Raw genomic sequence first — 26,152 nt, forward strand, 5'->3', positions numbered from 1 at the left:
TGTAACCCGTGATGGGGTTACCTGTCTATAACCCCATGTCGCGCGCACTAGGATCGGCGCTGATGGACGACGTGACGCGAATCCCTGTGCCCGGTGAACGGCCCTACGACGTACTCGTCGGCCGGGGGTTGTTCGACGCCCTGCCCGGCCTGGTCGGCGGCGCTGTGCGCGCGGCCGTTCTCTATGCTCCGCCGCTCAAGGAGCGGGCGGCCGCGGTCGCCGACGCCCTGTCCGCGGCCGGCATCCGGCCGCTGCCGATCGAGGTGCCCGACGCCGAGGCCGGCAAGTCGATCGACGTGGCCGCGCGCTGCTGGGACGAGCTCGGCGCGGCCGGCTTCACCCGCACCGACGTCGTCCTCGGCATCGGTGGCGGCGCGGTGACCGACCTGGCCGGTTTCGTCGCCGCGAGCTGGCTGCGCGGCGTCCGCTGGGTGCCGGTCTCCACCTCGCTGCTCGGCATGGTCGACGCGGCCGTCGGTGGCAAGACCGGCGTCAACACCGCCGCGGGCAAGAACCTGGTCGGTGCCTTCCACCCGCCCGCCGGGGTGCTCTGCGATCTCGACGTGCTCGACACGCTGCCCGCCGACGACCTGATCGCCGGGCTCGCCGAGGTGGCCAAGTGCGGTTTCATCGCCGACCCGGTGATCCTCGACCTCATCGAGGGTGACCCGGCCGCGGCCGCCGACCCGCGCAGTGCCGTGCTGCGGGAGCTGGTCGAGCGGGCGATCCGGGTCAAGGCGCACGTGGTCGGCAACGACCTGCGCGAGTCCGGGCTCCGGGAGATCCTCAACTACGGTCACACGCTGGCCCACGCGATCGAGAAGCACGAGCACTACGCCTGGAAGCACGGCCACGCGGTCGCCGTCGGCCTGATCTACGCGGGGGAGCTGTCCCGGCTGTCCGGCCGGCTGGACGACGCCACCGCGGCCCGCCACCGGGCGGTGCTGACCCTGCTCGGACTGCCGGTCGGCTATCCGGCCGCGGCCTGGCCCGACCTGCTCGCCGCCATGCGCGTCGACAAGAAGACCCGGGCCGACACCCTGCGCTTCGTCGTGCTCGACGGCCTGGCGCGGCCGGGCATCCTCACCGGTCCTTCCGAGCAGACCCTGGCCGAGGCCTACCGGGCGGTGTCCGCGTGAAGACGTACGTCCTGAACGGGCCGAACCTGGGCCGGCTCGGCCGCCGCCAGGTCGACGTCTACGGCGTCACCTCGTACGCCGACCTGGTGAAGCTGTGCCAGCAGGAGGGCCGGGAGCTCGGCCTGGACGTCGAGGTGCGGCAGACCGACGCCGAGCACGAGATGCTGGCCTGGCTGCACGCCGCCGCCGACGAGGAGGCCCCGGTGGTGCTCAACCCGGGTGCCTGGTCGCACTACTCGTACGCGGTCCGCGACGCCTGCGCGATGCTGCGCGCCCCGCTGGTCGAGGTGCACATCAGCAACATCCACGCCCGCGAGCAGTTCCGGCACCACTCGGTCGTCTCGGCGGTCGCCACCGGGGTGATCGCGGGCCTCGGTGTCGACGGTTACCGCCTCGCGCTGCGGCACCTCGCCGGCCGCCGCTGACCCGATTCGCCTGTTCACGACTCACGCCGGTAAACTCGCTCGGTCACCTGCACGCTTTCCAGACCATCGCTTTCAAAGACCAAGGCAGGACATGGCTTCCACCAACGACCTGAAGAACGGCCTCGTGCTCAACCTCGAAGGCGCCCTCTGGGCCGTCGTCGAGTTCCAGCACGTCAAGCCGGGCAAGGGCGGGGCGTTCGTGCGCACCACGCTCAAGAACGTCCTCTCCGGCAAGGTCGTTGACAAGACGTTCAACGCCGGCACCCGGGTCGAGACCGCGACCGTGGACAAGCGCACGATGCAGTACCTCTACCAGGACGGTGAGGACTTCGTCTTCATGGACCTGGACACCTTCGAGCAGATCACCGTGCCCGGCCCCACCGTCGGCGACAACGCGAACTACCTGCTCCCCGAGGCCGAGGCCACCGTCGCCACGCACGAGGGCGTGCCGCTCTACATCGAGCTGCCGACCAGCGTGTTCCTCGAGGTGACCTACACCGAGCCCGGCCTGCAGGGTGACCGCTCCACCGGCGGCACCAAGCCCGCCACCGTCGAGACCGGCGCGACGGTCAACGTCCCGCTCTTCATCACCACCGGTGAGAAGATCAAGGTCGACACCCGCGACGGCCGTTACCTCGGCCGTAGCTGATGGCCGAGGGCCCCAAGACCCAGATGCCGGCGCGCCGCAAGGCGCGCAAGCGGGCGCTGGACGTCCTCTACGAGGCCGACCTGCGCGATCTGCCCCCGGCGCAGGTCCTGGTCACCTACCTGGACCGCATCGAAAAGCCCCGCCCCGACCACCTGGACTACACGGTCAGCCTGGTCGAGGGCGTAGCGAAGAACCTCGACCGGATCGACGAGCTGATCGCCAGCTACGCCGAGGGCTGGACCATCGACCGCATGCCGGTGGTGGACCGCAACCTCGCCCGCATCGCGGTCTTCGAGCTGCTCTACGTGGGCGAGATCGACGACCCGGTGGCAATCTCCGAGGCGGTCGAGCTGGCCAAGCAGATGTCCACGGACGACAGCCCGCGTTTCCTCAACGGGCTGCTGGGACGCATCGCCGAGTTCGCCAGCAGATAGGTTTGTTTCGCGACGGCCCGGGCCATTTGGTCCGGGCCGTCTTGCCGTCTTGCCGTCTTGCCGTCGGAATCGGGTCGGGGTCAAGGTCAAGATCAGGATCGAGGTCAAGGGCTGGTCGTGCCTGGTTGCATGGTGCTGACCGTCGCTCCCGCCGAGACCGGTCGCTGCGCTCCCTGCCATGTGCGTGAGTGGTTGCGCTTCCGCGCTGCGCGCGAGGGTCAGCCGCGCGCTGCGCTCCCTGCCGTGTGCATAAATAGTTGTGCTTCCGCGCTGCGTGCGAGGGTCAATCGTGCGCTGCGCTCCCTGCCGTGTGCGTGAGTGGTTGTGCTTCCGCGCTGCGTGCGAGGGTCAATCGTGCGCTGCGCTCCTTGCCGTGTGCGTGAGTGGTTGTGCTTCCGCGCTGCGTGCGATGGTCAATCGTGCGCTGCGCTCCTTGCCGTGTGCGTGAGTGGTTGTGCTTCCGCGCTGCGTGCGATGGTCAATCGTGCGCTGCGCTCCTTGTCGTGTGCGTGAGTGGTTGTGCTTCCGCGCTGCGCGCGAAGGTCAGCCGCGCGCTGCGCTGAGGATCTTCCTGCGGGTGATTCGGTCACCCGCGGTCACGGGATGGATGCCCGCTGACGGGCGTGTTTCGACAAGAGCGATATCGTCCGGGGGTGCCATTGACCAGGACCGATCTGACTGAGCGGGTTCTGATGGGCGAGCGGGTGGTGACCGGTGCGGCACCGCTGGTGACCGGGTTCGGTCGTGCCATGCCGGCTTCCGTGTGGAGCGGCCACACGCAAGATTGTGATCAAGATCGCGGTGATGGCGGCTGGGTCGGCAACGCTGCGTATCTCCCACCTGGTGTCGCGGCCGCGTTGATCGCTTTGGGTGAGGTCACCAGGGCTGAAGCTGACCGGCAGGGTTACCCGCGCGGTGACCGAGCGAGCAGGCCGGACCGGCGTGAGAACCCGGCGTGAGAACCCGGCGGGAGCGCCCGGCGGGAGCGCCCGGCGGGAGCGCCCGGCGGGAGGACCGCGGGACGGCCAGCGGGAGAGTGCGGCGGTGAAAGCGCGGCGGTGAAAGCGCTGCGGGAGGGCCTGGCGTGACGGTCAGCGGGAGCTCGCGGGAGGGTCAGGCGGGGGAGCTCGGCGGGAGGGGCCCGCGGGGCCTGCGGGAGTTCGCGGCGGTGAAAGCGCTGCGGGAGGGCCCGGCGTGACGGTCAGCGGGAGGCTCGCGGGAGGGCCAGGCGGGGGAGCTCGGCGGGAGGGCCCGCGGGGCCTGCGGGAGTTCGCGGCGGTGAAAGCGCTGCGGGAGGGCCCGGCGCGACGGTCAGCGGGAGCTCGCGGGAGGACCAGGCGGGAGAGCTCGGCGGGAGGGCCCGCGGGGCGGCCTGCGGGAGTTCGCGGCGGCGAAAGCGCTGCGGGAGGGCCCGGCGCGACGGTCAGCGGCAGGCTCGCGGGACGGTCAGGCGGGGAGCTCGACGGGAAGGCCCGCGGGAGGGCACGGTGGTGAAAGCGGGCCGGTGAAAGACGCGAAGAGGGGGCCCGCGTGGGCGGGACCCCTCTTCGGCGGCGGCGATCAGGAGGCGAAGAACGCCCGCGGGTCGGCGACCAGGACACCCTGCTCGGTCAGGCGCTCGATGAGGCCGGATGGCGAGATGTCGTACACGATGGCGAGCGCGCGCAGGTCGTCCGCGCGGATCGACAGGACGCGTCCGTTGTAGTCACCGCGCTGCTGCTGTATGGCCCGGGCGTAGCGTGCGACGTAGGCCAGGTCCTCGCCGGCGGCGTCGTACAGCTTCTCCAGGTCGAGCACGATCTTGTTGGTGGCCTCGAGCCGGACACCACTGCCGTCGGGCAGCAGCTCCGAGACGGGGACGCGGTAGAAGTCGGCCAGTTCGGCGAGGCGCGACACGGTGACGGCGCGGTCGCCACGCTCGTACGAACCCACGACGACGGCCTTCCAGCGGCCGTTCGACTTCTCTTCCACGCCCTGCAGGGACAGGCCCTGCTGCTGGCGGATGGAGCGCAGGCGGGCGCCCAACGACTTGGCGTACTCAGACGGCATTCGGACACTCCCAGTACTGTGCTGGCCCGGAGGGTTCTTCCTCGGATCGCTACGCTGCGTGACGGTACGGAGTTTGCAACCTCTGGTCAAGTGTCGACCGAGGAGTCGCCGGGCCCGAGACTGAGTTGCCCGCATTCGTCCGTCTGGTCGGCGGGTCAGCCACGTCACCATGGTCAACGCCGCGCTCACTGGTAACGTAGCGTCAGCCATCAAGCGGCCCCTACCCGGGCCTGCTTGACCGACGTCCTTTAACGACCCGTCCCGTGAGGCGGGGAAGGAGGTCCGCCGTGGCATACCCACGCGCAGACACATCCGCCCAGCCGGGCACTTCGAAGATCATCCTTTCCGGGTCCGACCTGCACCGGGTCGTCGACCGGATCGCGCACCAGATCCTGGAGAAGACCTCCGGCGCCACCGGCACCGTGCTGCTGGGCATTCCCACCCGGGGCGTACCGCTGGCCCGCCGGCTGGCCGCCCGCATCCACGCCTTCGAGGGCATCGACGTGCCGGTCGGCGCGCTCGACATCACGCTCTACCGCGACGACCTGCGGCTGCACGCCACCCGCGCGCTCGGCAAGACCGAGATCCCGGGTGACGGCATCGACGGGCGCCGGGTGATCCTGGTCGACGACGTGCTGTTCTCCGGCCGCACGGTGCGGGCCGCGCTGGACGCGCTCAACGACGTCGGCCGGCCCAGCTCCGTGCAGCTCGCCGTGCTGGTCGACCGCGGCCACCGGGAGCTGCCGATCCGCGCCGACTACGTCGGCAAGAACATCCCCACCGCGCAGTCGGAGAGCGTGCGGGTCTCGCTCGCCGAGACCGACGGCGGCGTGGACGAGGTACGGCTCTCCGGCTCGGAGGAGACTCGATGATCAAGCACCTGCGCTCGGCCGCCGACCTGGACGCCGAGACCGCCACCCTGATCCTGGACACCGCCGGCGAGATGGCCGCCCTGGCCGGCCGCGAGGTCAAGAAGCTGCCGACACTGCGCGGCCGTACGGTGGTCAACCTCTTCTACGAGGACTCCACCCGCACCCGGATCTCGTTCGAGGCGGCGGCCAAGCGGCTCTCGGCCGATGTGATCAATTTCTCGGCCAAGGGCTCCAGCGTGTCCAAGGGCGAGAGCCTCAAGGACACCGCGCTGACCCTGCAGGCGATGGGCGCCGACGCCGTGGTGATCCGGCACCCGGCCAGCGGCGCGCCGCACCGGCTGGCGTCCTGGGTGGACGGTTCGGTGATCAATGCCGGGGACGGCACCCACGAGCACCCGACCCAGGCGCTGCTGGACGCGTACACGATGCGCTCGCGGCTCGGCCGGATCGACGGCCTGCGGGTGACGATCGTCGGTGACGTCCTGCACAGCCGGGTCGCCCGTTCCAACGTGCTGCTGCTGAGCACGCTGGGGGCCGAGGTCACCCTGGTCGGGCCGCCGACCCTGATCCCGGTGGACATCGCCGCCGCGCTGGAGCCGGCCACCAAGGTCTCCTACGACCTGGACAGCGTCCTGCCGGACACCGACGTGGTGATGATGCTGCGGGTGCAGACCGAACGGATGCAGGACTCCTTCTTCCCCTCGGCCCGCGAGTACAGCCGGCGTTACGGCCTCGACGTGCCCCGGATGCGCAAGCTGCCGGAGCACGCGATCGTCATGCACCCCGGACCGATGAACCGCGGCATGGAGATCGCGCCCGAGGTGGCCGACTCCTCCCGCTCCACGATCGTCGAACAGGTCGCCAACGGTGTCAGCGCCCGGATGGCCGTCCTCTACCTGCTGCTCGGAGGCAAGGCATGACCTCGTACCTGATCAAGGGTGTTTCCCTGCTCGGCGCCGCGCCGGCCGACCTGCTGATCCGCGACGGGGTGATCGCCACCGGGACCGACGCGGACGCGGAGGTCATCGACGCCGCCGGTCTGGTCGCCCTGCCCGGTCTGGTCGACCTGCACACCCACCTGCGGGAGCCGGGCCGCGAGGACGCCGAGACGGTCGAGACCGGCTCGCGCGCCGCGGCCCTCGGCGGCTACACCGCGGTCTTCGCGATGGCCAACACCTCGCCGGTCGCGGACACCGCCGGCGTCGTCGAGCAGGTCTGGCGGCTGGGCCGCGAGGCCGGCCTGGTCGACGTCCAGCCGATCGGCGCGGTCACCGTCGGCTTGGCCGGCCGGCAGCTGGCCGAGCTGGGCGCGATGGCCACCTCGGCCGCCGGCGTGCGGATCTTCTCCGACGACGGCCACTGCGTCGCCGACCCGCGCCTGATGCGCCGCGCCCTGGAATACGTGAAGGCGTTCGACGGCATCATCGCCCAGCACGCGGAGGAGCCGCGGCTGACCGAGGGTGCCCAGATGCACGAGGGTGAGGTCTCCACCCGGCTCGGGCTGACCGGCTGGCCCGCGGTGGCCGAGGAGGCCATCATCGCCCGCGACGTGCTGCTGGCCGAGCACGTCGGCAGCCGGCTGCACGTCTGCCACGTCTCCACCGCCGGGTCGGTCGAGGTGCTGCGCCAGGCCAAGGCCCGCGGCGTACGGGTGACCGCCGAGGTCACGCCGCACCACCTGCTGCTGACCGACGAGCTCGCCGCCAGCTACGACCCGGTCTACAAGGTCAATCCGCCGCTGCGCACCGCCGCCGACGTGCGCGCGCTGCGCCAGGCCCTGGTCGACGGTGTGATCGACATCGTGGCCACCGACCATGCGCCGCACGCGGTCGAGGACAAAGAATGTGAGTGGGCCTACGCCCGCCCGGGCATGGTGGGTCTCGAGACGGCCCTGCCGGTCGTGCTCTCCGTGCTCGGGGAGCAGTGGGAGCTCATCGCCGAGCGCATGTCCCGCGCCCCGGCCCGCATCGCCGGCCTCACCGGGCACGGCACCGACCTCGCGGCCGGCACGCCGGCCAACCTGACGCTGGTGGACCCGTCCGCCCGCCGGGTCGTCGACCCGGCCGAGCTGGCGAGCCGCAGCCGCAACACACCGTACGCGGGCACCACCCTGCCGGGTCGCATCGTCGCGACCTTCCTCCGGGGAGAGCCGACAGTCCTGGACGGGAAGGCCGTCAAGTGAACTCAGTGAAACCAGCAATTCTTGTGCTCGAAGACGGGCGCACGTTCCGTGGTCAGTCCTACGGCGCCGAGGGCGAGACCTTCGGTGAGGCCGTGTTCACCACCGGCATGACCGGCTACCAGGAGACGCTGACCGACCCGTCGTACCACCGGCAGGTCGTCGTGCAGACCGCGCCGCAGATCGGCAACACCGGCGTCAACGCCGAGGACGACGAGTCGGACCGGATCTGGGTGGCCGGCTACGTGGTCCGCGACCCGGCCCGCCGGCCGTCGAACTGGCGCTCGACCGGCGACCTCGGTGAGCGGCTCACCGCCGAGGGCATCGTCGGCATCAGCGGCGTCGACACCCGCGCCCTGACCCGCCACCTGCGCGAACGCGGCGCGATGCGGGTCGGCATCTCGACCGTCGACCTCGACCCGGCCTCGCTCAAGGCCCGGGTGCTGGCTCAGCCCCAGATGACCGGCGCCGACCTGTCCGCCGAGGTCACCACGCCCGAGCGGTACACGGTCGAAGCGGTCGGCGAGCACCGGTACACGGTGGCCGCGCTGGACCTGGGCATCAAGCGCAACGTCTCCCGGCGACTGGCCGAGCGGGGCGTGACCACGCACATCTTCCCGGCCTCCTCGACGATCGAGCAGCTGCTGGAGGTCAGCCCGGACGCGGTGTTCCTGTCACCCGGCCCGGGCGACCCGGCCACCGCGGACGTACCGGTGGAACTGGCCCGGGCGGTCCTGACCCGCCGGGTGCCGCTGTTCGGCATCTGCTTCGGCAGCCAGATCCTGGGCCGGGCGCTCGGCTTCGGCACCTACAAGCTGGGGTACGGCCACCGCGGCATCAACCAGCCGGTGTTCGACAAGACCACGGGCAAGGTCGAGGTCACCTCGCACAACCACGGCTTCGCGGTCGACGCGCCGCTGAACACGGTCATCGACACCGATTTCGGTGGTGTCGAGGTCTCGCACGTCTGCCTCAACGACAACGTGGTCGAAGGTCTGCGGGCGCTGGACGTGCCCGCGTTCACGGTCCAGTACCACCCCGAGGCGGCAGCCGGTCCGCACGACGCGGACTACCTGTTCGACCGTTTCGTGGAACTTGTGGAACGAAAAGGCAAGCCCGGTGTGGAGCTCGTCGAGAAGGTTGAGGCCCGCTGATGCCGAAGCGCTCCGATCTGCAGCACGTGATGGTGATCGGCTCCGGCCCGATCGTCATCGGCCAGGCCTGCGAGTTCGACTACTCCGGTACCCAGGCGTGCCGGGTGCTGCGCGCCGAGGGGCTGCGCGTCTCGCTGGTCAACTCCAACCCGGCCACGATCATGACCGACCCGGAGTTCGCCGACGCCACCTACGTCGAGCCGATCACCCCCGAGTTCGTCGAGCTGGTCATCGCCAAGGAACGCCCGGACGCGATCCTGCCCACCCTGGGCGGGCAGACCGCGCTCAACACCGCGATCGCCCTGCACGAGAACGGCGTCCTGGAGAAGTACGGCGTCGAGCTGATCGGCGCGAACGTCGACGCCATCCGCAAGGGTGAGGACCGGCAGCTCTTCAAGGACATCGTGGCCAAGGCCGGCGGCGAGACGCCCCGCTCGCGGGTCTGTCACTCGATGGACGAGGTGCACGCCGCGGTGGCCGAGCTGGGCCTGCCGGTGGTCATCCGGCCGTCGTTCACCATGGGCGGCTTCGGCTCCGGCATGGCGCACAACGACGAGGACCTGGACCGCCTGGCCGGCGGCGGCCTGGCCGCCTCCCCGGTGCACGAGGTGCTGATCGAGGAGAGCGTGCTCGGCTGGAAGGAGTACGAACTCGAGCTGATGCGCGACAAGCACGACAACGTCGTGGTGGTCTGCTCGATCGAGAACGTCGACCCGATGGGCGTGCACACCGGCGACAGCGTCACCGTCGCCCCGGCCATGACGCTCACCGACCGCGAGTACCAGCAGCTCCGCGACCTGGGCATCGCCGTGCTGCGCGAGGTCGGCGTGGACACCGGCGGCTGCAACATCCAGTTCGCGATCAACCCGGCCGACGGCCGCCTGGTCGTGATCGAGATGAACCCGCGGGTCTCGCGGTCCAGCGCGCTGGCCTCCAAGGCCACCGGCTTCCCGATCGCCAAGATCGCCGCCAAGCTGGCCATCGGCTACACCCTGGACGAGATCCCGAACGACATCACGCTCAAGACCCCGGCGGCGTTCGAGCCGGCGCTGGACTACGTGGTCGTCAAGATCCCGCGGTTCGCGTTCGAGAAGTTCCCCGGCGCGGACGCCGAGCTGACCACCACGATGAAGTCGGTCGGCGAGGCGATGAGCCTGGGCCGCAACTTCGCCGAGGCGCTCAACAAGGCGATGCGCTCGATGGAGACCAAGGCGGCCGGCTTCTGGACTCTCCCTGACGACGCCGACCTCGCGTCGACCTTGGAGGCCCTGCGGGTCCCGCACGACGGGCGCCTCTACACCGTCGAGCGCGCGCTCCGGCTCGGCGCGACGGTGGAGCACGTGCACGAGGCCAGCGGCGGCATCGACCCGTGGTTCCTCGACGAGATCGCCGCCCTGATCGAGCTGCGGGACGCGGTCGAGGCGGCCCCGGTGCTCGACGAGGCCCTGCTGCGCCGCGCGAAGCGCTCGGGCTTCTCCGACCGCCAGCTCGCCGCGCTGCGCCCGGAACTGGCCGGCGAGGACGGCGTGCGCACCCTGCGGCACCGGCTCGGGGTGCGGCCGGTCTACAAGACGGTCGACACCTGCGCCGCCGAGTTCGAGGCGAACACGCCGTACCACTACTCCACGTACGAGGAGGAGACCGAGGTCGCGCCGTCCGACCGGCCCAAGGTGCTGATCCTCGGGTCCGGGCCGAACCGGATCGGGCAGGGCATCGAGTTCGACTACTCGTGTGTGCACGCGGTCATGGCGCTGCGCGAGGTCGATTTCGAGACCGTCATGGTCAACTGCAACCCGGAGACGGTCTCGACCGACTACGACACCGCCGACCGGCTCTACTTCGAGCCGCTGACCTTCGAGGACGTCCTCGAGGTGTTCCACTCCGAGGACTCGTCCGGCAAGGCCGCCGGCGGTCCCGGCGTGGTCGGCGTGATCGTCCAGCTCGGCGGCCAGACCCCGCTCGGCCTGGCCCAGCGGCTCAAGGCCGCGGGCGTACCCATCGTCGGCACCTCGCCCGAGTCGATCGACCTGGCCGAGGACCGCGGCGCGTTCGGCCACGTGCTGCACCGGGCCGGCCTGCGGTCGCCCGAGCACGGCACCGCGACCAGCTTCTCCGAAGCCAAGGCGATCGCCGACGAGATCGGCTACCCGGTCCTGGTCCGGCCGTCGTACGTGCTCGGCGGCCGCGGCATGGAGATCGTGTACGACGAGCCGACGCTGGCCGACTACATCGCCCGGGCCACCGAGATCTCGCCGGACCACCCGGTGCTGGTCGACCGCTTCCTGGACGACGCGATCGAGATCGACGTGGACGCGCTCTGCGACGCCACCGGCGAGGTCTACCTCGGCGGCGTCATGGAGCACATCGAGGAGGCCGGCATCCACTCCGGCGACTCGTCCTGCTCGCTGCCGCCGGTCACCCTGGCCGGTTCGCACCTGGCCGAGGTGCGCCGCTACACCGAGGCGATCGCCCGCGGTGTGGGCGTGCGCGGCCTGCTCAACGTCCAGTACGCCCTCAAGGACGACACGCTCTACGTCCTGGAGGCCAACCCGCGCGCGTCCCGGACCGTCCCGTTCGTCTCCAAGGCGACGGCGGTGCCGCTGGCCAAGGCGGCCGCCCGGATCATGCTCGGCGCCACCATCCAGGAACTGCGCGCCGAGGGCATCCTGTTCCGCAACCGGGACGGCGGCGAGACCCCGGCGAACGCACCGATCGCGGTCAAGGAGGCGGTACTGCCGTTCAAGCGGTTCCGCACCCCGGCCGGCAAGGGCGTGGACAGCCTGCTCGGTCCGGAGATGAAGTCGACCGGCGAGGTCATGGGCATCGACCCCGCCTTCGGGCCGGCCTTCGCCAAGTCGCAGGCGGCGGCGTACGGCTCGCTGCCGACCAGCGGCAAGATCTTCGTCTCGGTGGCCAACCGCGACAAGCGCTCGATGATCTTCCCGGTCAAGCGCCTGGCCGACCTGGGCTTCACCATCGTCACCACGGCCGGCACCGGCGAGGTGCTGCGCCGGCACGGCATCGAGTGCGAGATCGTGCCCAAGCACTTCGAGAGCCCCGGCCAGAACGCGGTGGCGCTGATCCAGGCCGGCGAGATCGCCCTGATCATCAACACGCCGCAGGGTTCGGGGGCGAGCGCCCGCTCGGACGGCTACGAGATCCGCAGCGCCGCGGTCACGTACGACATCCCGAGCATCACCACCGTGCCCGGCGCGGCCGCGGCGGTGATGGGCATCGAGGCCCTGATGCGCGGCGACATGACGGTCCGCCCGCTGCAGGAGCTGCACGCCACGCTGCGGGAGGGCGAGTGAGCGTCTTCACCGGCGCTGTTCGGCCGGTCCTGTTCCGGGTGGGTGGCGGTGACGCCGAGAAGGCTCACGAGTTCACCCTGGAACGGCTCGCCGGGCTGGGTGCCGGCCCGCGGGCGCTGCTGCACCGCCGCTATGCGGTGCCGGCGCCGGTCGAGGTCTTCGGCGTGCGGTTCCCCAACCCGGTGGGGCTGGCGGCCGGCATGGACAAGAACGGGGTGGCCCTGCCGGCCTGGCCCGCGCTCGGCTTCGGCTTCGTCGAGGTCGGCACGGTCACCGCGAAACCCCAGCCCGGCAACGACAAGCCCCGGCTGTTCCGGCTGCCCGACAGCGAGGCCGTGATCAACCGGATGGGCTTCAACAACGCGGGCGCGGCAGCCCTGGCCACCCGTCTGGCCGAGCTGGGGCCGCCGGCGGTGCCGCTGGGCATCTCGCTGGGCAAGTCCAAGGTGACGCCGCTGGAGGAGGCGGTGGAGGACTACCTGACGTCCTACAACCTGCTGCACCCGTACGCGGACTACATCGCGGTCAACGTGTCGTCGCCGAACACCCCCGGGCTGCGTACGCTCCAGGACAAGTCGGCCCTGGCGGCGCTGCTCGGGGCGCTGGTGGGCGAGAAGCCGGTGCTGGTGAAGATCGCTCCGGACCTGACCGAACCGGCCATCGCGGAGCTGCTCGAGGTCTGCCTCGCGTACGGCGCGGCGGGCGTCATCGCGACCAACACGACGCTGTCCCGCGACGGGCTGGCGGCGGCCGACCAGCCGCGGGCGGGGGAGGCCGGCGGGCTGTCCGGGCGGCCGCTCACCGAGCGGGCCCGCAAGATCGTCCACTTCGTCCACGAGGAGACCGGCGGCCGGCTGCCGATCATCGGCGTGGGCGGCATCCTGGAGCCGGACGACGCGACCCGCATGTTCGACGCGGGGGCGGCGCTGGTGCAGCTCTACACCGGCTTCATCTACCGCGGTCCGGCCCTGGTCCGGGCCGCGGCCAGGGCCTATGCGACCGCCGGGGAGAAGGCCACGCCGTGACCCCGGGCCCGGCCGCGGTTCCCGGCCCGGCTGTGACCGCCGGCGTGGCTTGCGGCGGGTTGCGGGGCCGGCTTTGAGCCGCGGCGGCGGGCGGGGCGAGGCCGAGCTGCTGGCGCTCGACCGGGCGCACGTCTGGCATCCCTACGGGCCGATGCCCGGGCGCAGCGAGCCCTACGTCGTCGAGAGCGCCGAGGGCGTCCGGCTGCGGCTGGCCGACGGGCGGGAGCTCATCGACGGCATGTCGTCGTGGTGGGCCGCCATCCACGGCTACCGGCACCCTGTGCTGGACGCGGCGCTGAGCGAGCAGGCCGGCCGGATGAGCCACGTCATGTTCGGCGGGCTCACCCACGCGCCCGCCGTCGAGCTGGCCACCACCCTCGTCGAGCTGACCCCGGACGGGCTCGAGCACGTCTTCCTCTGCGACTCCGGCTCCGTCGGGGTCGAGGTGGCCATCAAGATGGCCCTGCAGGCCCAGCTCGCCCGGGGCCGGCCGCAGCGGCGCAAGCTCGCCACCTGGCGCGGCGGCTACCACGGCGACACGTTCCATCCGATGAGCGTCTGCGACCCGGTCGGCGGGATGCACCAGCTCTGGACCGGGGTGTTACCCGCCCAGGTCTTCGCCGGCCCGCCACCGGCCGGCTACGACGAGACCTACGCCACCGAGCTGACCGAACTGGTCGCCCGGCACGCCGACGAGCTCGCCGCCGTCATCGTCGAGCCGGTCGTGCAGGGCGCCGGCGGCATGCGCATGCATCACCCCGGTTATCTGCGGGTGCTGCGCGAGGTGACCGCTGCTCACGGCGTACTGCTGATCTTCGACGAGATCGCGACCGGCTTCGGCCGTACCGGTGAGCTCTTCGCCGCCGGCCACGCCGGGGTGACGCCCGACATCATGTGCCTGGGCAAAGCCCTCACCGGGGGATATCTGACCCTCGCCGCCACCCTCTGCACCGCCGAGGTGGCCCACGCCGTCTCCGCCGGCGACGCCGGCGGGCTGGCGCACGGGCCGACCTTCATGGGCAACCCGCTGGCCTGCGCCGTCGCCAACGCCTCCATCGGCCTGCTGCGGGCCCAGGACTGGCCGGGCCAGGTCCGGCGTATCGAGACGGGCCTCCGGGACGGCCTGGAGCCGCTGCGGGCCCTTCCCGGGGTCGCCGACGTGCGGGTCCTGGGCGCGATCGGCGTCGTCCAGCTCGATCACGCCGTCGACCTGGCCGGGGCGACTGCCGCCGCCGTGGCCGCCGGTGTGTGGCTGCGGCCGTTCCGGGACCTGATCTACACGATGCCGCCGTACGTCACCGACGACGCCGACGTCGTCCGCATTACCCAAGGAATCGCCGCGGCGGTGTCCGCCACCTGACACGGAAGTGAGAACGCCCCTATGGAGTCCTTCGGAAGCCGCCTGCACCGTGCCACCCGGGAGCGGGGGCCGCTGTGTGTCGGCATCGATCCGCACGCCGCTCTGCTCGCCCGCTGGGGCCTCTCGGACGACGTCGCCGGCCTGGAACGCTTCGCCCTAACGGTCGTTGAAGCACTGGCCGATCGGGTCGCCGTCCTCAAGCCGCAGTCGGCTTTCTTTGAGAGATTTGGGTCACGTGGCGTCGCCGTTCTTGAGTCAACTATCCGACAGTCACGCGAGGCCGGTGCGCTGGTGCTTCTCGACGTGAAGCGGGGCGACATCGGCTCGACGATGGCCGCGTACGCAAGCGCTTACCTCAATCCGGACAGTTCGCTGTGTGCTGATGCGATCACTGTGAGTCCCTATCTCGGAGTCGGCTCGTTGCAGCCCGCGTTCGACATGGCGGCCGGACACGGCGGCGGCGTTTTCGTTCTGGCGCTGACCTCCAATCCGGAGGGAGCGAGCGTCCAGCACGCCGTCGGGGCCGGCGGGCGGACCGTCGGGCAGACCGTGATCGACGAGATTGCGCAGGTCAACGTGGGTGCGGAGCCGCTCGGAAGTTTCGGGCTGGTGGTCGGCGCGACCATCGGCGCCACCGGCCACGACCTGTCCAAGGTGAACGGACCACTGCTCGCCCCGGGCCTCGGAGCGCAGGGTGGAAGCCCCGCGGACCTGCGCGAAATTTTCGGGGAGAGCCTGCGGAACGTGCTGCCGTCGTACTCACGCGAGGTCCTCGGCGCGGGGCCCGATGTGACCTCGCTGCGGGCCGCCGCGGACCGAGCGGTCACCGCGTGTAGCGCCGTGATCGGGTGAAACGGCCTGCCTAGCAGGCCTGCCCCGGTCCGGGTGGGGGGTACCCCCACGTTGCCGAAACCGCCGCTGACCGCTAGTTTTCCCGGCGCCGGGAACCACATGCCCCTTTGGTTCCCTGGCACACCACGTTTCACAGAGTGCCGGTATTGGACTACCGGTGCGATAGGGACCTGAGGAGAACTGGTGCCGCTCCCGCAACTAAGCCCCGAGCAGCGTAAAGCCGCGCTGGAGAAGGCCGCGGAGATTCGCAAGGCCCGGGCCGAGCTGAAAGATCAGCTCAAGTCTGGCAAGACCACCCTCGCCGCCGTGCTCGACCGGGCGGAAGGCGACGACGTCGTCGGCAAGCTGAAGGTTTCGGCCGTGCTCCAGGCGCTGCCGGGCATCGGCAAGATCCGGGCCACCCAGATCATGGAGAAGCTCAAGATCGCCGACAGTCGCCGTCTTCGTGGCCTGGGCGAGCAGCAGCGTAAGGCCCTCCTGGGGGAGTTCGCTGCGAACTGACTCACCGGCTCGTGTTGAATGAGCCTGTGAGCATGGATGACGACGCGCGCCCGGCAGCCCGACTCACCGTCCTGTCCGGCCCCTCGGGGGTGGGCAAAGACAGCGTGATCGAGCTGATCCGGGCGCGCTCGCCATGGATCAAGCTGTCGGTGTCGGTGACAACCCGCAAGAAGCGTGACTACGAGACCGACGGCGAGCACTACCACTTCGTCACCCGCCAGGAGTTCCAGCGCCTCGTCGACGGCGACCAGCTGCTCGAGTGGGCGGAGTTCGCGGGCAACCTCTACGGCACGCCCCGGGCCCAGGTCGAGGGCTGGCTGGCGCAGGGCCGACCGGTACTGCTCAAGATCGACCTGCAGGGCGCCCGGCAGGTGCGGGCCACGATGCCCGACGCCCAGCTCGTCTTCCTCGCCCCGCCCAGCGTCGAGGAGCTCAAGCGCCGGCTGATCGGGCGCGGCACCGACGACGAGGAGACCATCCGGCGGCGCCTGGCGCACGCCGACGAGGAGCTCGCCGCCGAGAAGGAGTTCGACCGCACCGTGGTCAACGACTTCGTCGAGCGTGCCGCCGACGAGCTGGTAGGATTGCTCGGTTCGTCGTTTCTGACTCCCGCTCAGCCGCCGGTGTCAAGCTGAGAATTAAGGAAGTACATCACTGTGGGAACCATCGCCAACCCCGAAGGCATCACCAACCCGCCGATCGACGAGCTGCTCGACAAGACCTCGTCGAAGTACTCGCTGGTGATCTTCGCGGCCAAGCGCGCCCGCCAGGTCAACGCCTACTACAGCCAGCTCGGCGAGGGTCTGCTCGAGTATGTCGGCCCGCTGGTCGAGACCACTCCGCAGGAGAAGCCGCTCTCGATCGCGATGCGCGAGATCAACGCCGGTCTGCTGACCGCCGAGGCGACCGACAACCCCTGATCCGCTGATCCGCCGTGCACCCGCGCCCGCTCACCGCGGGCGCGGGTTTTTCGTTGACGGGAAGTGTGCCCATGCCGGAGGTCGTGCTCGGGGTGTGCGGTGGCATCGCCGCGTACAAAGCCTGTGAGCTGCTACGGCTGTTCACCGAGTCGGGTCACGGCGTGCGCGTCGTGCCGACCGCGTCCGCGCTGAAGTTCGTCGGCGCGCCCACCTGGGCCGCATTGTCCGGCCGCCCGGTGACCACCGAGGTGTGGGACGACGTGCACGAGGTGCCGCACGTGCGCATCGGCCGGCACGCCGAGTTGGTCGTGGTCGCGCCGGCCACCGCCGACATGCTCGCCAAGGCGGCCCACGGCATCGCGGACGACCTGCTGACCAACACGCTGCTCACCGCGACGTGCCCGGTGGTCTACGCCCCGGCCATGCACACCGAGATGTGGGAGAACCCGGCCACCAGGGCCAACGTCGCGACCCTGCGGGCCCGCGGCGCGATCGTCATCGAGCCGGCGGTGGGCCGGCTCACGGGGGCCGACACCGGCAAGGGCCGGCTGCCGGACCCGGCCCAGATCTTCGCCGCCGCCGTGCGCGTGCTGCGTCGTGGCGCGGCCGCGGGGACCGACCTGGCGGGCCGCCGGGTGGTCGTCACCGCCGGTGGCACCCGCGAGCCGCTGGACCCGGTCCGGTTCCTGGGCAACCGCTCGTCGGGCAAGCAGGGATACGCCCTGGCCCGTGCGGCGGTCGCCCGGGGCGCGCGCGTGACGCTGATTGCGGCGAACGTCACTCTGGACGATCCGGCGGGCGCCGACGTGGTGCGCGTCGGCACGACCGAGGAGCTGCGCAAGGCCACGGTCGAGGCCGCCGCGGACGCGGACGTCGTGGTCATGGCGGCGGCGCCGGCCGACTTCCGGCCGGCCGCGGTCGCCGGCCAGAAGATCAAGAAGAGCGACGAGGGTACGGCGCCCACCCTCGAGCTGGTCACCAACCCGGACATCGCAGCCGAGCTCGGCGCGGCCAAACGCCCTGGTCAGCTGCTCGTCGCCTTCGCCGCCGAGACCCACGACGCGCTGGAGAACGCCCGCGGCAAACTGGTCCGGAAACGCGCCGACCTCATCGTCGTTAACGAGGTGGGCGTCGACCTGGTCTTCGGGTCGGACAACAACACAGTCACGATCCTGGGCGCCGACGGGAGCACCACCGCGCTGGGGGAACTCCCGAAAGACGAGGTAGCCGATGCGATATGGGATCAGGTCGCCGGGCGCCTTGATCCGCAGGTCGGCACGCTTGGGACGGGCTGAGACCGCCCCGGCGTCACTACAGCGGTGGTGACTACACTGCCGCGGAACGAAACTTCGACAAATCTGAGGAGCACCGTGGCACGCCGCCTGTTCACCTCCGAGTCGGTCACGGAAGGCCACCCGGACAAGATCGCTGACCAGATCAGCGACGGTATTCTCGACGCCCTGCTGTCGCAGGACCCCCGCAGCCGCGTCGCGGTGGAGACCCTGATCACGACCGGCCAGGTTCACGTGGCCGGCGAGGTGACCACCAAGGCGTACGCGGACATCCCGAGCATCGTGCGCGAGACCATCCTGGGCATCGGCTACGACTCGTCCAAGAAGGGCTTCGACGGCGCGTCCTGTGGCGTCAGCGTGTCGATCGGCTCGCAGTCGCCCGACATCGCCCAGGGTGTGGACAGCGCGGTCGAGCTGCGCGAGGGCAACTCCGAGCACGCGCTCGACGCCCAGGGCGCGGGCGACCAGGGCATGATGTTCGGCTTCGCCTGCTCCGAGACCCCGGAGCTGATGCCGCTGCCGATCGCGCTGGCCCACCGGCTGGCCCGGCGGCTGTCGAGTGCCCGCAAGGACGGCACGATCCCGTACCTGCGCCCGGACGGCAAGACCCAGGTCACCATCGAGTACGACGGCCTGCGCCCGGTGCGGCTGAACACCGTCGTGGTGTCGTCGCAGCACGCGGCCGACATCTCGCTGGAGTCGCTGCTGACCCCGGATGTCCGTGAGCACGTCATCGCCCCGGAGCTCGAGGGCCTGGGCCTGGACGTGGAGGACTACCGCCTGCTGGTCAACCCGACCGGTCGCTTCGAGATCGGCGGACCGATGGGCGACGCCGGCCTGACCGGCCGCAAGATCATCGTGGACACGTACGGCGGCTACGCCCGTCACGGCGGCGGCGCCTTCTCGGGCAAGGACCCGTCGAAGGTGGACCGCTCGGCGGCGTACGCGATGCGCTGGGTGGCCAAGAACGTGGTCGCCGCCGGCCTGGCCGAGCGCTGTGAGACGCAGGTCGCGTACGCGATCGGCAAGGCGCACCCGGTGTCGCTGTTCGTCGAGACGTTCGGCACCGAGAACGTGCCGGTGGAGCGGATCGAGAAGGCCATCAACGAGGTGTTCGACCTGCGTCCGGCCGCGATCATCCGCGACCTGGACCTGCTGCGCCCGATCTACCAGCAGACCGCGGCGTACGGCCACTTCGGCCGCGAACTGCCGGAACTGCTGTGGGAGAACACGGACCGCGCCCAGGACCTGAAGTCCGCCGCGGCCTGAGCTTGGTGACGCCAGGAACGGGTGCCTCGACTCCGGTCGAGGCACCCGTGCTGTTTGCGCCGGAAGATGTCGTACCCGCGCGCCAGAATGTGCGGGTGAAGGCGGCCAAGGCGAAACCCGACCGCGAGCCGGCACCCCGGCTGCCGGTGGCCCGGGTGAGCGTCGAAGTGCCGCTGGCCCACCTCGACCGCCCGTTCGACTACCTGGTCTCCGCGGCCGACGACGAGGCTGCTCAGTCCGGTGTGCGGGTGAAGGTCCGCTTCGCCGGGCAGCTGGTGAACGGCTTCCTCCTGGAGCGGGTCGAGTCCAGTCCGCACGGCGGAAAGCTGGCCTTCCTCGACAAAGTGGTCTCGCCGGAGCGGGTGCTGGACCCTGAGGTGGCGCGGCTGGCTCGCGCTGTCGCTGACCGGTATGCGGGGAATCTCTCGGATGTGTTGCGGCTGGCTGTGCCGCCTCGTCACGCTCGCGCGGAGGCGCAGGCCACCCCGCCGTCCTTGTCGGATTCACCGGGACAGTCTCGGCCGGTGGGGTCAGGACCTGCCGTCCCGGACGCACAACGTGGTTCAGCGGGTGTGCCGTCGGCACACCCGGATGCGGTCGATGTGGTGCCGTCCGGGGACGTAGCGGAGATTCATCCGACCGCGGCCGTTGAGGTGGAGCCGAGCCCGGTCGGCGGCACACCGGCTGGTCCGGGCGTGGCTGACGACCGGCAGGAGAACGGCGCCGATGTTGATGGCGAGCCGGGTCCAGCCGAGGCACCACCCCTCCACCCGGAAGCAGCCGGCGCCGGGACTGTCCAGCCGGAGGCGGTTGCGCACGGGTGGGGGATTTATCCCACCGGCGGGGCTTTCCTGCATGCCTTGGCGCAGGGCCGGCCGGCTCGGGCCGTGTGGTCCGCGCTGCCCGGGGAGGACTGGCCCGCGCGGATCGCGGAGGCGGCCGGGGCCGTCGTCCGGGGTGGCCGGGGTGTGGTCATCGTGGTGCCGGACGCGCGAGATCTGGAGCGGCTCGATCGAGCTCTGACCGTGGTGCTCGGCGATGGGCGGCATGTCGCCCTCAACGCCGCCGCTGGGCCGGCTGAGCGATATCGGAGGTTTCTCGCTGCGAGCCGGCATCGGGTGCCCGTTGTCGTCGGGACGCGGGCTGCCATGTTCGCGCCCGTCGCCGACCTCGGGCTCGTGGTCATCTGGGACGACGGGGATGACCTGCACGCCGAGCCACGGGCGCCGTACCCGCACGCCCGGGATGTTCTGCTCACCCGCGCGCAGCTGGCCGACTGCGCCGCGCTGGTCGGGGGTTTCGCCCGCACGGGTGAGGCGCAGTTGCTGCTGGAGACCGGATGGGCCAAGGAGATCGTCGCCGATCGTGGCACGTTGCGGGCGCGCAGCCCGGCCATCGCGCCGACCGGTGATGATCCGCAGCTGGCGCGGGATCCCGGTGCGGTGACCGCGCGGCTGCCGAGTCTGGCCTGGCAGGCGGCTCGTGGCGCGTTGCAGGCCGGGATGCCGGTGCTGGTGCAGGTGCCGCGGCGGGGCTACCTTCCGTCCACCGCCTGCGCCGAGTGCCGGACCCCGGCCCGGTGCCCGCACTGCTCCGGTCCACTGGGGCTTGCCGGTTCGCGGGACGTGCCGGCCTGTCACTGGTGCGGCCGGGCCGCAGCCGACTACGCCTGCCCGGCCTGCGGTGGGCGGCGCCTGCGGGCCTCGGTGACCGGTGCCCGGCGTACGGCGGAAGAGCTCGGCCGGGCCTTCCCGGGGTTCCCGGTGCGCACCTCCGGCCGGGACGAGATCCTGACCACCGTTCCCGGAACGGCCGCCGTCGTCGTCGCCACACCAGGAGCGGAGCCGGTTGCCGAAAGCGGCTACGGCGCGGTGCTGCTGCTGGACACGTGGGCGCTGCTGTCCCGGGCGGATCTGCGGGCCGCCGAGGAGACCATGCGGCGCTGGCTGTCCGCGGCCGCGCTGGCACGGCCCGGTCCGGCGGGTGGCCGGGTCGTGGTCGTGGCCGACGGTGCACTGGCACCCGTGCAGGCGTTGCTGCGCTGGGACCCGGGCTGGTTCGCGGCCCGTGAGCTCGCCGAACGCCGCGAACTGGGCTTCCCGCCGGCAGCCCGGATGGCCAGCGTCACCGGCCAGGCCGAGGCGGTCGCCGAGTTCCTGAGCGCGGCACGCCTGCCCGACGATGTGGAACTCCTCGGTCCGGTTCCGGCAGCCGACGACCAGGAACGCATGCTGCTCCGGGTTTCCCGGGGGCGCGCGGCGGCGCTGGCCCGAGCTCTGCACGAGGCGGCGGCGGTCCGCAGCGTGAAGAAGTCCAACCTGCCGATCCGCATCCAGATCGACCCCGCCGAACTCCTCTGACCCAGCGGCTCACCGTGGCCGGGATGACAGCTCACTCCGTGGCCAGCTTGGCGCTGAACCCGAGCAACGCCGCCCCCGTAGCCGCATCGAGCATGCGCCGAACGCGCCGGCGGGCCAGCAGCCGCCTAGCCCGCGCCAACCCGGCCACCACCACCAGCAGATACAGCAACGACAGCACGGCATGACTCAGCGCCAGCACGAGCAGCGCCCCCAGCGGCGCGTCCGGCCCCAGGAACTGCGGCAGGACCGCCAGGTAGAAGACCAGGACCTTCGGATTGGTGATGTTGGACAGGAACCCCTGCCGCCATCCCGCCCCCGAAGCCTCGCTTCCGGCTTCGGCATAGCGACCGGCCAGCGCCGACCGCAGCGCCTGGATGCCCAGGTACGCCAGGTACGCGATTCCCGCCCACTTGATCGCCTGGAACACGGGCTGCGCCCGGGTCACGAGTGCGCCCAGTCCGGCCGCCGCGGCCAGGCCTTGCACCGCGTTGGAGCTGGCCACTCCGGCCGCGCTCCAGGAGCCTCGGCGGCGCCCGCCGGCCAGGGTGTTCTTGGTGATCACCGCGAAGTCCGGGCCCGGCACCAGGACGAGCACGATCGCGAAGATCAAGAATGATCCGTACGTCGACCACGTCATCTGTCGACCGTAACCCCGCCGCCGTCAGAGCGCCCGGTAGTACCTGACCTGGGGCAGCGCGGTGAAGCCGGCCCTCTCGTACGCGCGGCGGGCCGGTGCGTGGCCCGGGTCACCCCCGGTGCCGATCGCCACCAGCCGCGCTCCCGCCGCTCGCGCCTGCTCCACGGCGTACGAGATCAGCGCGGCCGCGATGCCCTTGCGCTGGTGCGCCGGGTCGACCGCCAGCATCTCGATCTCGCTGCTGCGGTCCGCATCGTTGAGCACCAGAGCGACGAAGCCGACCGGCTCGTCGCCGGCAGTGGCCACCCACGTGGTCGGGGCGTGTTCGGTGCACACCTTCGTCACGTCCCGGGCCTGCGACGACAACCAGTCCGGGTAGATCCGGCGGTAGATGTCCTCGCCCAGCACAGTCTCGAAGGACGCGAAGACGGGCGTCCAGGCCCGCAGCGACAGCCCGACAACGGCGTCGATGTCCGCATGCGTGAGCGCTCTGATCTCGATGGTCATGAGGATGAGACTGCCAGCAGGCCGATCTGTTCGCGTACGGGCGGGACGCGCGGGTCCGGGTGCAGGGAGGCCAGCGGTCCACGCCGCGCGGCTGGGCGACGCCGGCCGTCCGGCCGGGCTCCGTAGACTAGGTGCGATCAGCGATTTTTGTGAGCAGTCAGGAGTGGCACCCGCGTGACCGTCCAGCCCATCCGTCTGTTCGGCGACCCGGTGCTGCGTACGCCGGCCGACGCCGTGGTCGACTTCGACAAGGAACTGCGCCGGCTCGTCCGGGACCTCACCGAGACGATGCAGGACGAGGGCGGCGCCGGCCTGGCCGCACCCCAGCTCGGCGTGGGTCTGCGGGTGTTCACCTTCCACGTCGACGACGTGACCGGCCACATCGTCAACCCCGTGCTGTCGTTCCCCGACGAGGAGGAGCAGGACGGCCCGGAGGGTTGCCTGTCCATCCCGGGCGTGTACGTCGACACCAAGCGCCGCCAGCACGTCGTCGCCCAGGGCTTCACCGAGAACGGCGAGGAGTTGCAGCTGGTCGGCACCGGCCTGATGGCGCGCTGCGTGCAGCACGAGACCGACCACCTCGACGGCGTGCTCTTCCTGGACCGGCTGGACGCCGCCGCCCGGAAGGACGCGATGAAGCAGATCCGGGCCGCCGAGTGGTACGACGCCGGCGCCCCGCCGAAGGTCAAGGTCAACCCGCACGGCATCTTCGGCCTGGGGCGGTGACCCGGTGCGCCTGATCTTCGCCGGCACCCCCGAGGTGACCCTGCCGTCGCTCGACGCCCTGGCCGCCTCCAGCCACGAGATCGTCGCCGTCGTCACCCGCCCCGACGCCCCGGCCGGCCGCGGCCGCCGCCTGGTGCGCTCACCGGCCGGCGCCTGGGCCGACGAACGCGGCATCGAGGTGCTCACCCCGCAGCGCCCCCGCGAGCCGGAGTTCCTCGAACGGCTGCGCGAGCTCGCCCCGGACTGCGTGCCCGTGGTCGCGTACGGCGCGCTGGTGCCGCCCAGCGCCCTGGAGATCCCCAAGCACGGCTGGGTCAACCTGCACTTCTCGCTGCTGCCCGCCTGGCGTGGCGCGGCGCCGGTGCAGCACGCCGTCCTGCACGGCGACGAGGTCACCGGCGCCAGCGTGTTCGAGCTGGAGGCCGGGATGGACACCGGGCCGGTCTACGGCACGCTGACCGAGCAGATCCGGCCCACCGACACCTCCGGTGACCTGCTCACCCGGCTGGCCACCGAGGGCGCCGGCCTGCTGGTCGCCGTCCTGGACGCGATCGAGGCCGGCACCGCCCGGGCGCACCCGCAGCCCGCCGACGGCGTGTCGCTGGCCCCGAAGATCACCGTCGAGGACGCCCGGGTCCGCTGGAGCGACCCGGCATTCGCCGTCGACCGGCGCATCCGCGCCTGCACCCCGGCGCCGGGCGCCTGGACCACCCTGCGTGACGAGCGGCTCAAGCTCGGGCCGGTGCGCCCGGTCGCCAACGCCGCCCCGCTGGCTCCGGGGGAGCTGCTCGTCGAGCGCACCCAGGTGCTGGTGGGCACGGCGACCACCCCGGTGGTCCTGGGCGAGGTCCGGGCGGCCGGAAAGAAGCCGATGTCGGCCTCCGACTGGGCGCGTGGCCTGCGCCTCAACCCGGGGGAGACCCTCTCATGACCGAAGAGCATCGGGCCGAGCGGCCGCAGGAGCAGCGCCGGCACAGTGCCGACCGGCCGCACAACGCCGGCCCGCGCCGCCCCGGCGGGCCTGGGCAGGGCCGGGAGCAGAGCCGCGACAGCCGTTCCGGGCGGGCTCCGCGAGCGGGTCGCCCGCCGTCGGACCCGGCCCGGCAGGCCGCGTACGAGGCCATCGCGGCCGTGCACCGTGATGACGCGTACGCGAACCTGGTGCTGGCCCAGATCCTGCGGGACATGCGGCTGCACGGCCGGGACGCGGCGTTCGCGACCGAGCTGACCTACGGCACCCTGCGCGCCGTGGGCACCCTGGATCTGATCATCGCGGACGCGGCCGGCCGGGATGTGTCGCGCATTGATCCGCCCGCTCGCGACGCGTTGCGTCTGGGGGCGTACCAGTTGCTCTTCACCCGGGTGCCGGCGCACGCCGCGGTGAACCAGACCGTCGACCTGGTCCGCGCGGTCGCGCCCGCCGCCCACGGTTTCGCCAACGCGGTCATGCGCACCATTTCGGACACCGGCCTGGAGGAGTGGCTGACCAAGCTGGCCCCGGACTACGCGGAGAACCCGGTCGGCAACCTCGCGGTCGTGCACAACCACCCGGAGTGGATCATCCGGTCGTTCGCCGAGGCGCTCGGTGGCGACCTGGAGGACACCGCCCGGCTGCTGATCGAGGACAATCAGCCGCCGACCGTGCACCTGTGCGCGCGGCCGGGGCGGGCCGACGCGGTCGAGCTGGCCGACGAGGTCGAGGGTGTGCCGGGCGCGTTCTCGCCGTACGCGGTCTACCTCAACGGGGGTTCGCCGAGTGAGCTGGCCGCCATCCGTGACGGTCGGGCCCACGTGCAGGACGAGGGCTCGCAGTTGGTGGCGGCCGCGCTGCTGGCCGCGCCGATCGAGGGCCAGGACAGCCGCTGGCTGGACCTGTGCGCGGGTCCGGGCGGCAAGGCCGGGCTGCTCGGTTCGATCGCCGCGCTGCGCGGCGCCGAGGTCACCGCCGTCGAGGTCGCCGATCACCGGGCCCGGCTGGTCGAGCAGGCCACCGCCGGACTGCCGGTCACGGTGCTGCCGACCGACGGCCGTACGGTCGGACGCGACCCCGACCTGCCGGAGGAGGGCTTCGACCGGGTGCTGGTCGACGCGCCCTGCACCGGGCTGGGCTCGCTGCGCCGGCGTCCGGAGTCGCGCTGGCGGCGTACCCCGGCCGATCTTCCGCCGTTGACCCGGCTTCAGCGGGAGCTGCTGGTGGCCGCGCTGCGGGCCGTGCGTCCCGGCGGCGTGGTCGCCTATGTGACCTGCTCACCGCACATGGTGGAGACGCAGGTGACCGTCACCGAGGGCGCCCGCCGCAGCGGCGTGGAGGTCGACTTCGTGGACGCGCGCCCGTTGCTGCCGCCGGGCATGCCCAAGCTGGGCCCGGGCCCGACGGTGCAGTTGTGGCCGCACCGGCACGGCACCGACGCGATGTTCCTGGCGGTGCTGCGCCGCACCAGCTGAGCGCCTTCTGCACTGTTCCGGTCAACAAAGTCCGGTATAAAGATGG

24 protein-coding genes are annotated in these 26,152 nt (G+C 71.5%); 21 read left to right on the top strand and 3 right to left on the bottom strand.

Annotated elements, in window-relative coordinates; all coding sequences use genetic code 11:
- The first annotated feature begins 62 nt into the window (after positions 1-62).
- From aroB to nusB, 4 genes are all read left to right on the top strand, one after another.
- Positions 63-1,139 (top strand): 3-dehydroquinate synthase, encoded by a 1,077-nt coding sequence (gene aroB / locus AB0C12_RS40670; RefSeq protein ID WP_360556187.1) that lies wholly within the window; start codon positions 63-65, stop codon positions 1,137-1,139.
- A complete protein-coding gene (aroQ, locus tag AB0C12_RS40675) occupies positions 1,136-1,564 on the top strand; it encodes a type II 3-dehydroquinate dehydratase (RefSeq protein WP_360556188.1) in 429 nt (142 codons plus the stop codon). The genes aroB and aroQ overlap by 4 nt, the downstream gene beginning before the upstream one ends.
- A 91-nt stretch (positions 1,565-1,655) precedes the next feature.
- Positions 1,656-2,213 (top strand): elongation factor P, encoded by a 558-nt coding sequence (gene efp / locus AB0C12_RS40680; RefSeq protein ID WP_212992656.1) that lies wholly within the window; start codon positions 1,656-1,658, stop codon positions 2,211-2,213.
- Positions 2,214-2,236: 23 nt separating this feature from the next.
- A complete protein-coding gene (nusB, locus tag AB0C12_RS40685; RefSeq protein ID WP_212992722.1) occupies positions 2,237-2,647 on the top strand; it encodes a transcription antitermination factor NusB in 411 nt (136 codons plus the stop codon).
- Between the two features lie 1,560 nt (positions 2,648-4,207).
- Here the strand turns inward: nusB and AB0C12_RS40690 are convergent.
- Positions 4,208-4,696 (bottom strand): transcriptional regulator, encoded by a 489-nt coding sequence (locus AB0C12_RS40690; protein ID WP_015624001.1) that lies wholly within the window; start codon positions 4,694-4,696, stop codon positions 4,208-4,210.
- Positions 4,697-4,983: 287 nt separating this feature from the next.
- Here AB0C12_RS40690 and pyrR point away from each other — a divergent pair, with 287 nt between their 5' ends.
- The 14 genes from pyrR to AB0C12_RS40760 all read left to right on the top strand — a co-directional run bounded on the left by pyrR (position 4,984) and on the right by AB0C12_RS40760 (position 21,791).
- Positions 4,984-5,568, top strand: a complete 585-nt coding sequence (gene pyrR, locus AB0C12_RS40695; RefSeq protein WP_360556190.1) for a bifunctional pyr operon transcriptional regulator/uracil phosphoribosyltransferase PyrR — start codon at positions 4,984-4,986, stop codon at positions 5,566-5,568.
- Positions 5,565-6,488 (top strand): aspartate carbamoyltransferase catalytic subunit, encoded by a 924-nt coding sequence (locus tag AB0C12_RS40700; RefSeq protein ID WP_360556191.1) that lies wholly within the window; start codon positions 5,565-5,567, stop codon positions 6,486-6,488. The genes pyrR and AB0C12_RS40700 overlap by 4 nt, the downstream gene beginning before the upstream one ends.
- Positions 6,485-7,750 carry a dihydroorotase gene (locus AB0C12_RS40705; protein WP_360556192.1) on the top strand — a complete coding sequence of 422 codons (1,266 nt, stop codon included), beginning with the start codon at positions 6,485-6,487 and terminating at the stop codon, positions 7,748-7,750. Before AB0C12_RS40700 ends, AB0C12_RS40705 begins: the two co-directional genes overlap by 4 nt.
- A 5-nt stretch (positions 7,751-7,755) precedes the next feature.
- Positions 7,756-8,901, top strand: coding sequence for a glutamine-hydrolyzing carbamoyl-phosphate synthase small subunit (gene carA, locus AB0C12_RS40710; protein ID WP_360556194.1), 1,146 nt, complete (start codon positions 7,756-7,758; stop codon positions 8,899-8,901).
- The gene (gene carB / locus AB0C12_RS40715) at positions 8,901-12,212 is read left to right on the top strand and encodes a carbamoyl-phosphate synthase large subunit (protein WP_360556196.1); all 3,312 of its coding nucleotides are present in this window, start codon (positions 8,901-8,903) and stop codon (positions 12,210-12,212) included. The genes carA and carB overlap by 1 nt, the downstream gene beginning before the upstream one ends.
- Positions 12,209-13,237: a quinone-dependent dihydroorotate dehydrogenase gene (locus AB0C12_RS40720; RefSeq protein ID WP_360556197.1), complete on the top strand. Its 1,029-nt coding sequence runs from the start codon at positions 12,209-12,211 to the stop codon at positions 13,235-13,237. The genes carB and AB0C12_RS40720 overlap by 4 nt, the downstream gene beginning before the upstream one ends.
- Positions 13,238-13,310: 73 nt before the next feature.
- Positions 13,311-14,597, top strand: a complete 1,287-nt coding sequence (locus AB0C12_RS40725) for an adenosylmethionine--8-amino-7-oxononanoate transaminase (RefSeq protein WP_360556198.1) — start codon at positions 13,311-13,313, stop codon at positions 14,595-14,597.
- Between the two features lie 21 nt (positions 14,598-14,618).
- Positions 14,619-15,449, top strand: a complete 831-nt coding sequence (gene pyrF / locus AB0C12_RS40730) for an orotidine-5'-phosphate decarboxylase (protein WP_360556200.1) — start codon at positions 14,619-14,621, stop codon at positions 15,447-15,449.
- A gap of 183 nt (positions 15,450-15,632) precedes the next feature.
- On the top strand, positions 15,633-15,950 hold the full coding sequence (gene mihF, locus AB0C12_RS40735; RefSeq protein ID WP_125806289.1) for an integration host factor, actinobacterial type: 318 nt from the start codon (positions 15,633-15,635) through the stop codon (positions 15,948-15,950).
- A gap of 32 nt (positions 15,951-15,982) precedes the next feature.
- Positions 15,983-16,585 carry a guanylate kinase gene (gene gmk / locus AB0C12_RS40740; protein WP_360556202.1) on the top strand — a complete coding sequence of 201 codons (603 nt, stop codon included), beginning with the start codon at positions 15,983-15,985 and terminating at the stop codon, positions 16,583-16,585.
- 21 nt (positions 16,586-16,606) lie between these two features.
- On the top strand, positions 16,607-16,870 hold the full coding sequence (gene rpoZ, locus AB0C12_RS40745) for a DNA-directed RNA polymerase subunit omega (protein ID WP_015623990.1): 264 nt from the start codon (positions 16,607-16,609) through the stop codon (positions 16,868-16,870).
- 71 nt (positions 16,871-16,941) lie between these two features.
- A complete protein-coding gene (gene coaBC / locus AB0C12_RS40750; RefSeq protein ID WP_360556203.1) occupies positions 16,942-18,165 on the top strand; it encodes a bifunctional phosphopantothenoylcysteine decarboxylase/phosphopantothenate--cysteine ligase CoaBC in 1,224 nt (407 codons plus the stop codon).
- Positions 18,166-18,240: 75 nt separating this feature from the next.
- Entirely contained in the window at positions 18,241-19,431 is a 1,191-nt protein-coding gene (gene metK, locus AB0C12_RS40755) for a methionine adenosyltransferase (RefSeq protein ID WP_360556205.1), read from the top strand.
- A 155-nt stretch (positions 19,432-19,586) separates the two neighbouring features.
- Positions 19,587-21,791 (top strand): primosomal protein N', encoded by a 2,205-nt coding sequence (locus tag AB0C12_RS40760; protein WP_360556357.1) that lies wholly within the window; start codon positions 19,587-19,589, stop codon positions 21,789-21,791.
- A 31-nt stretch (positions 21,792-21,822) separates the two neighbouring features.
- On the opposite strand, the gene AB0C12_RS40765 is transcribed toward AB0C12_RS40760, so the two are convergent.
- A complete protein-coding gene (locus tag AB0C12_RS40765) occupies positions 21,823-22,428 on the bottom strand; it encodes a LysE family translocator (RefSeq protein WP_360556207.1) in 606 nt (201 codons plus the stop codon).
- Positions 22,429-22,452: 24 nt separating this feature from the next.
- Positions 22,453-22,935 carry a GNAT family N-acetyltransferase gene (locus AB0C12_RS40770; RefSeq protein ID WP_360556208.1) on the bottom strand — a complete coding sequence of 161 codons (483 nt, stop codon included), beginning with the start codon at positions 22,933-22,935 and terminating at the stop codon, positions 22,453-22,455.
- A 174-nt stretch (positions 22,936-23,109) separates the two neighbouring features.
- On the opposite strand from AB0C12_RS40770, the gene def reads away from it, so the two are divergent.
- The 3 genes from def to AB0C12_RS40785 are packed head-to-tail and all read left to right on the top strand — an operon-like array spanning position 23,110 to position 26,106.
- Entirely contained in the window at positions 23,110-23,661 is a 552-nt protein-coding gene (gene def, locus AB0C12_RS40775) for a peptide deformylase (RefSeq protein WP_360556209.1), read from the top strand.
- A 4-nt stretch (positions 23,662-23,665) separates the two neighbouring features.
- Positions 23,666-24,592, top strand: coding sequence for a methionyl-tRNA formyltransferase (fmt, locus tag AB0C12_RS40780; protein WP_360556211.1), 927 nt, complete (start codon positions 23,666-23,668; stop codon positions 24,590-24,592).
- Complete coding sequence (locus AB0C12_RS40785) at positions 24,589-26,106, top strand: transcription antitermination factor NusB (RefSeq protein ID WP_360556212.1); 1,518 nt, start codon at positions 24,589-24,591, stop codon at positions 26,104-26,106. Before fmt ends, AB0C12_RS40785 begins: the two co-directional genes overlap by 4 nt.
- The last annotated feature ends 46 nt before the right edge of the window (positions 26,107-26,152 follow it).

It is taken from the genome of Actinoplanes sp. NPDC048967, assembly GCF_040649415.1.
GTDB lineage: Bacteria > Actinomycetota > Actinomycetes > Mycobacteriales > Micromonosporaceae > Actinoplanes.

What these genes read in the sequence shown, in the direction of transcription:
- pyrF (WP_360556200.1), top strand. Translation starts at nt 14,619, where the DNA reads ATGGAGTCCTTCGGAAGCCGCCTGCACCGTGCCACCCGGGAGCGGGGG.
- carB (WP_360556196.1), top strand. Translation starts at nt 8,901, where the DNA reads ATGCCGAAGCGCTCCGATCTGCAGCACGTGATGGTGATCGGCTCCGGC.
- efp (WP_212992656.1), top strand. Translation starts at nt 1,656, where the DNA reads ATGGCTTCCACCAACGACCTGAAGAACGGCCTCGTGCTCAACCTCGAA.
- AB0C12_RS40770 (WP_360556208.1), bottom strand. Translation starts at nt 22,935, where the DNA reads ATGACCATCGAGATCAGAGCGCTCACGCATGCGGACATCGACGCCGTT.
- AB0C12_RS40705 (WP_360556192.1), top strand. Translation starts at nt 6,485, where the DNA reads ATGACCTCGTACCTGATCAAGGGTGTTTCCCTGCTCGGCGCCGCGCCG.
- aroB (WP_360556187.1), top strand. Translation starts at nt 63, where the DNA reads ATGGACGACGTGACGCGAATCCCTGTGCCCGGTGAACGGCCCTACGAC.
- AB0C12_RS40700 (WP_360556191.1), top strand. Translation starts at nt 5,565, where the DNA reads ATGATCAAGCACCTGCGCTCGGCCGCCGACCTGGACGCCGAGACCGCC.
- AB0C12_RS40765 (WP_360556207.1), bottom strand. Translation starts at nt 22,428, where the DNA reads ATGACGTGGTCGACGTACGGATCATTCTTGATCTTCGCGATCGTGCTC.
- nusB (WP_212992722.1), top strand. Translation starts at nt 2,237, where the DNA reads ATGCCGGCGCGCCGCAAGGCGCGCAAGCGGGCGCTGGACGTCCTCTAC.
- AB0C12_RS40690 (WP_015624001.1), bottom strand. Translation starts at nt 4,696, where the DNA reads ATGCCGTCTGAGTACGCCAAGTCGTTGGGCGCCCGCCTGCGCTCCATC.
- gmk (WP_360556202.1), top strand. Translation starts at nt 15,983, where the DNA reads ATGGATGACGACGCGCGCCCGGCAGCCCGACTCACCGTCCTGTCCGGC.
- AB0C12_RS40785 (WP_360556212.1), top strand. Translation starts at nt 24,589, where the DNA reads ATGACCGAAGAGCATCGGGCCGAGCGGCCGCAGGAGCAGCGCCGGCAC.
- coaBC (WP_360556203.1), top strand. Translation starts at nt 16,942, where the DNA reads ATGCCGGAGGTCGTGCTCGGGGTGTGCGGTGGCATCGCCGCGTACAAA.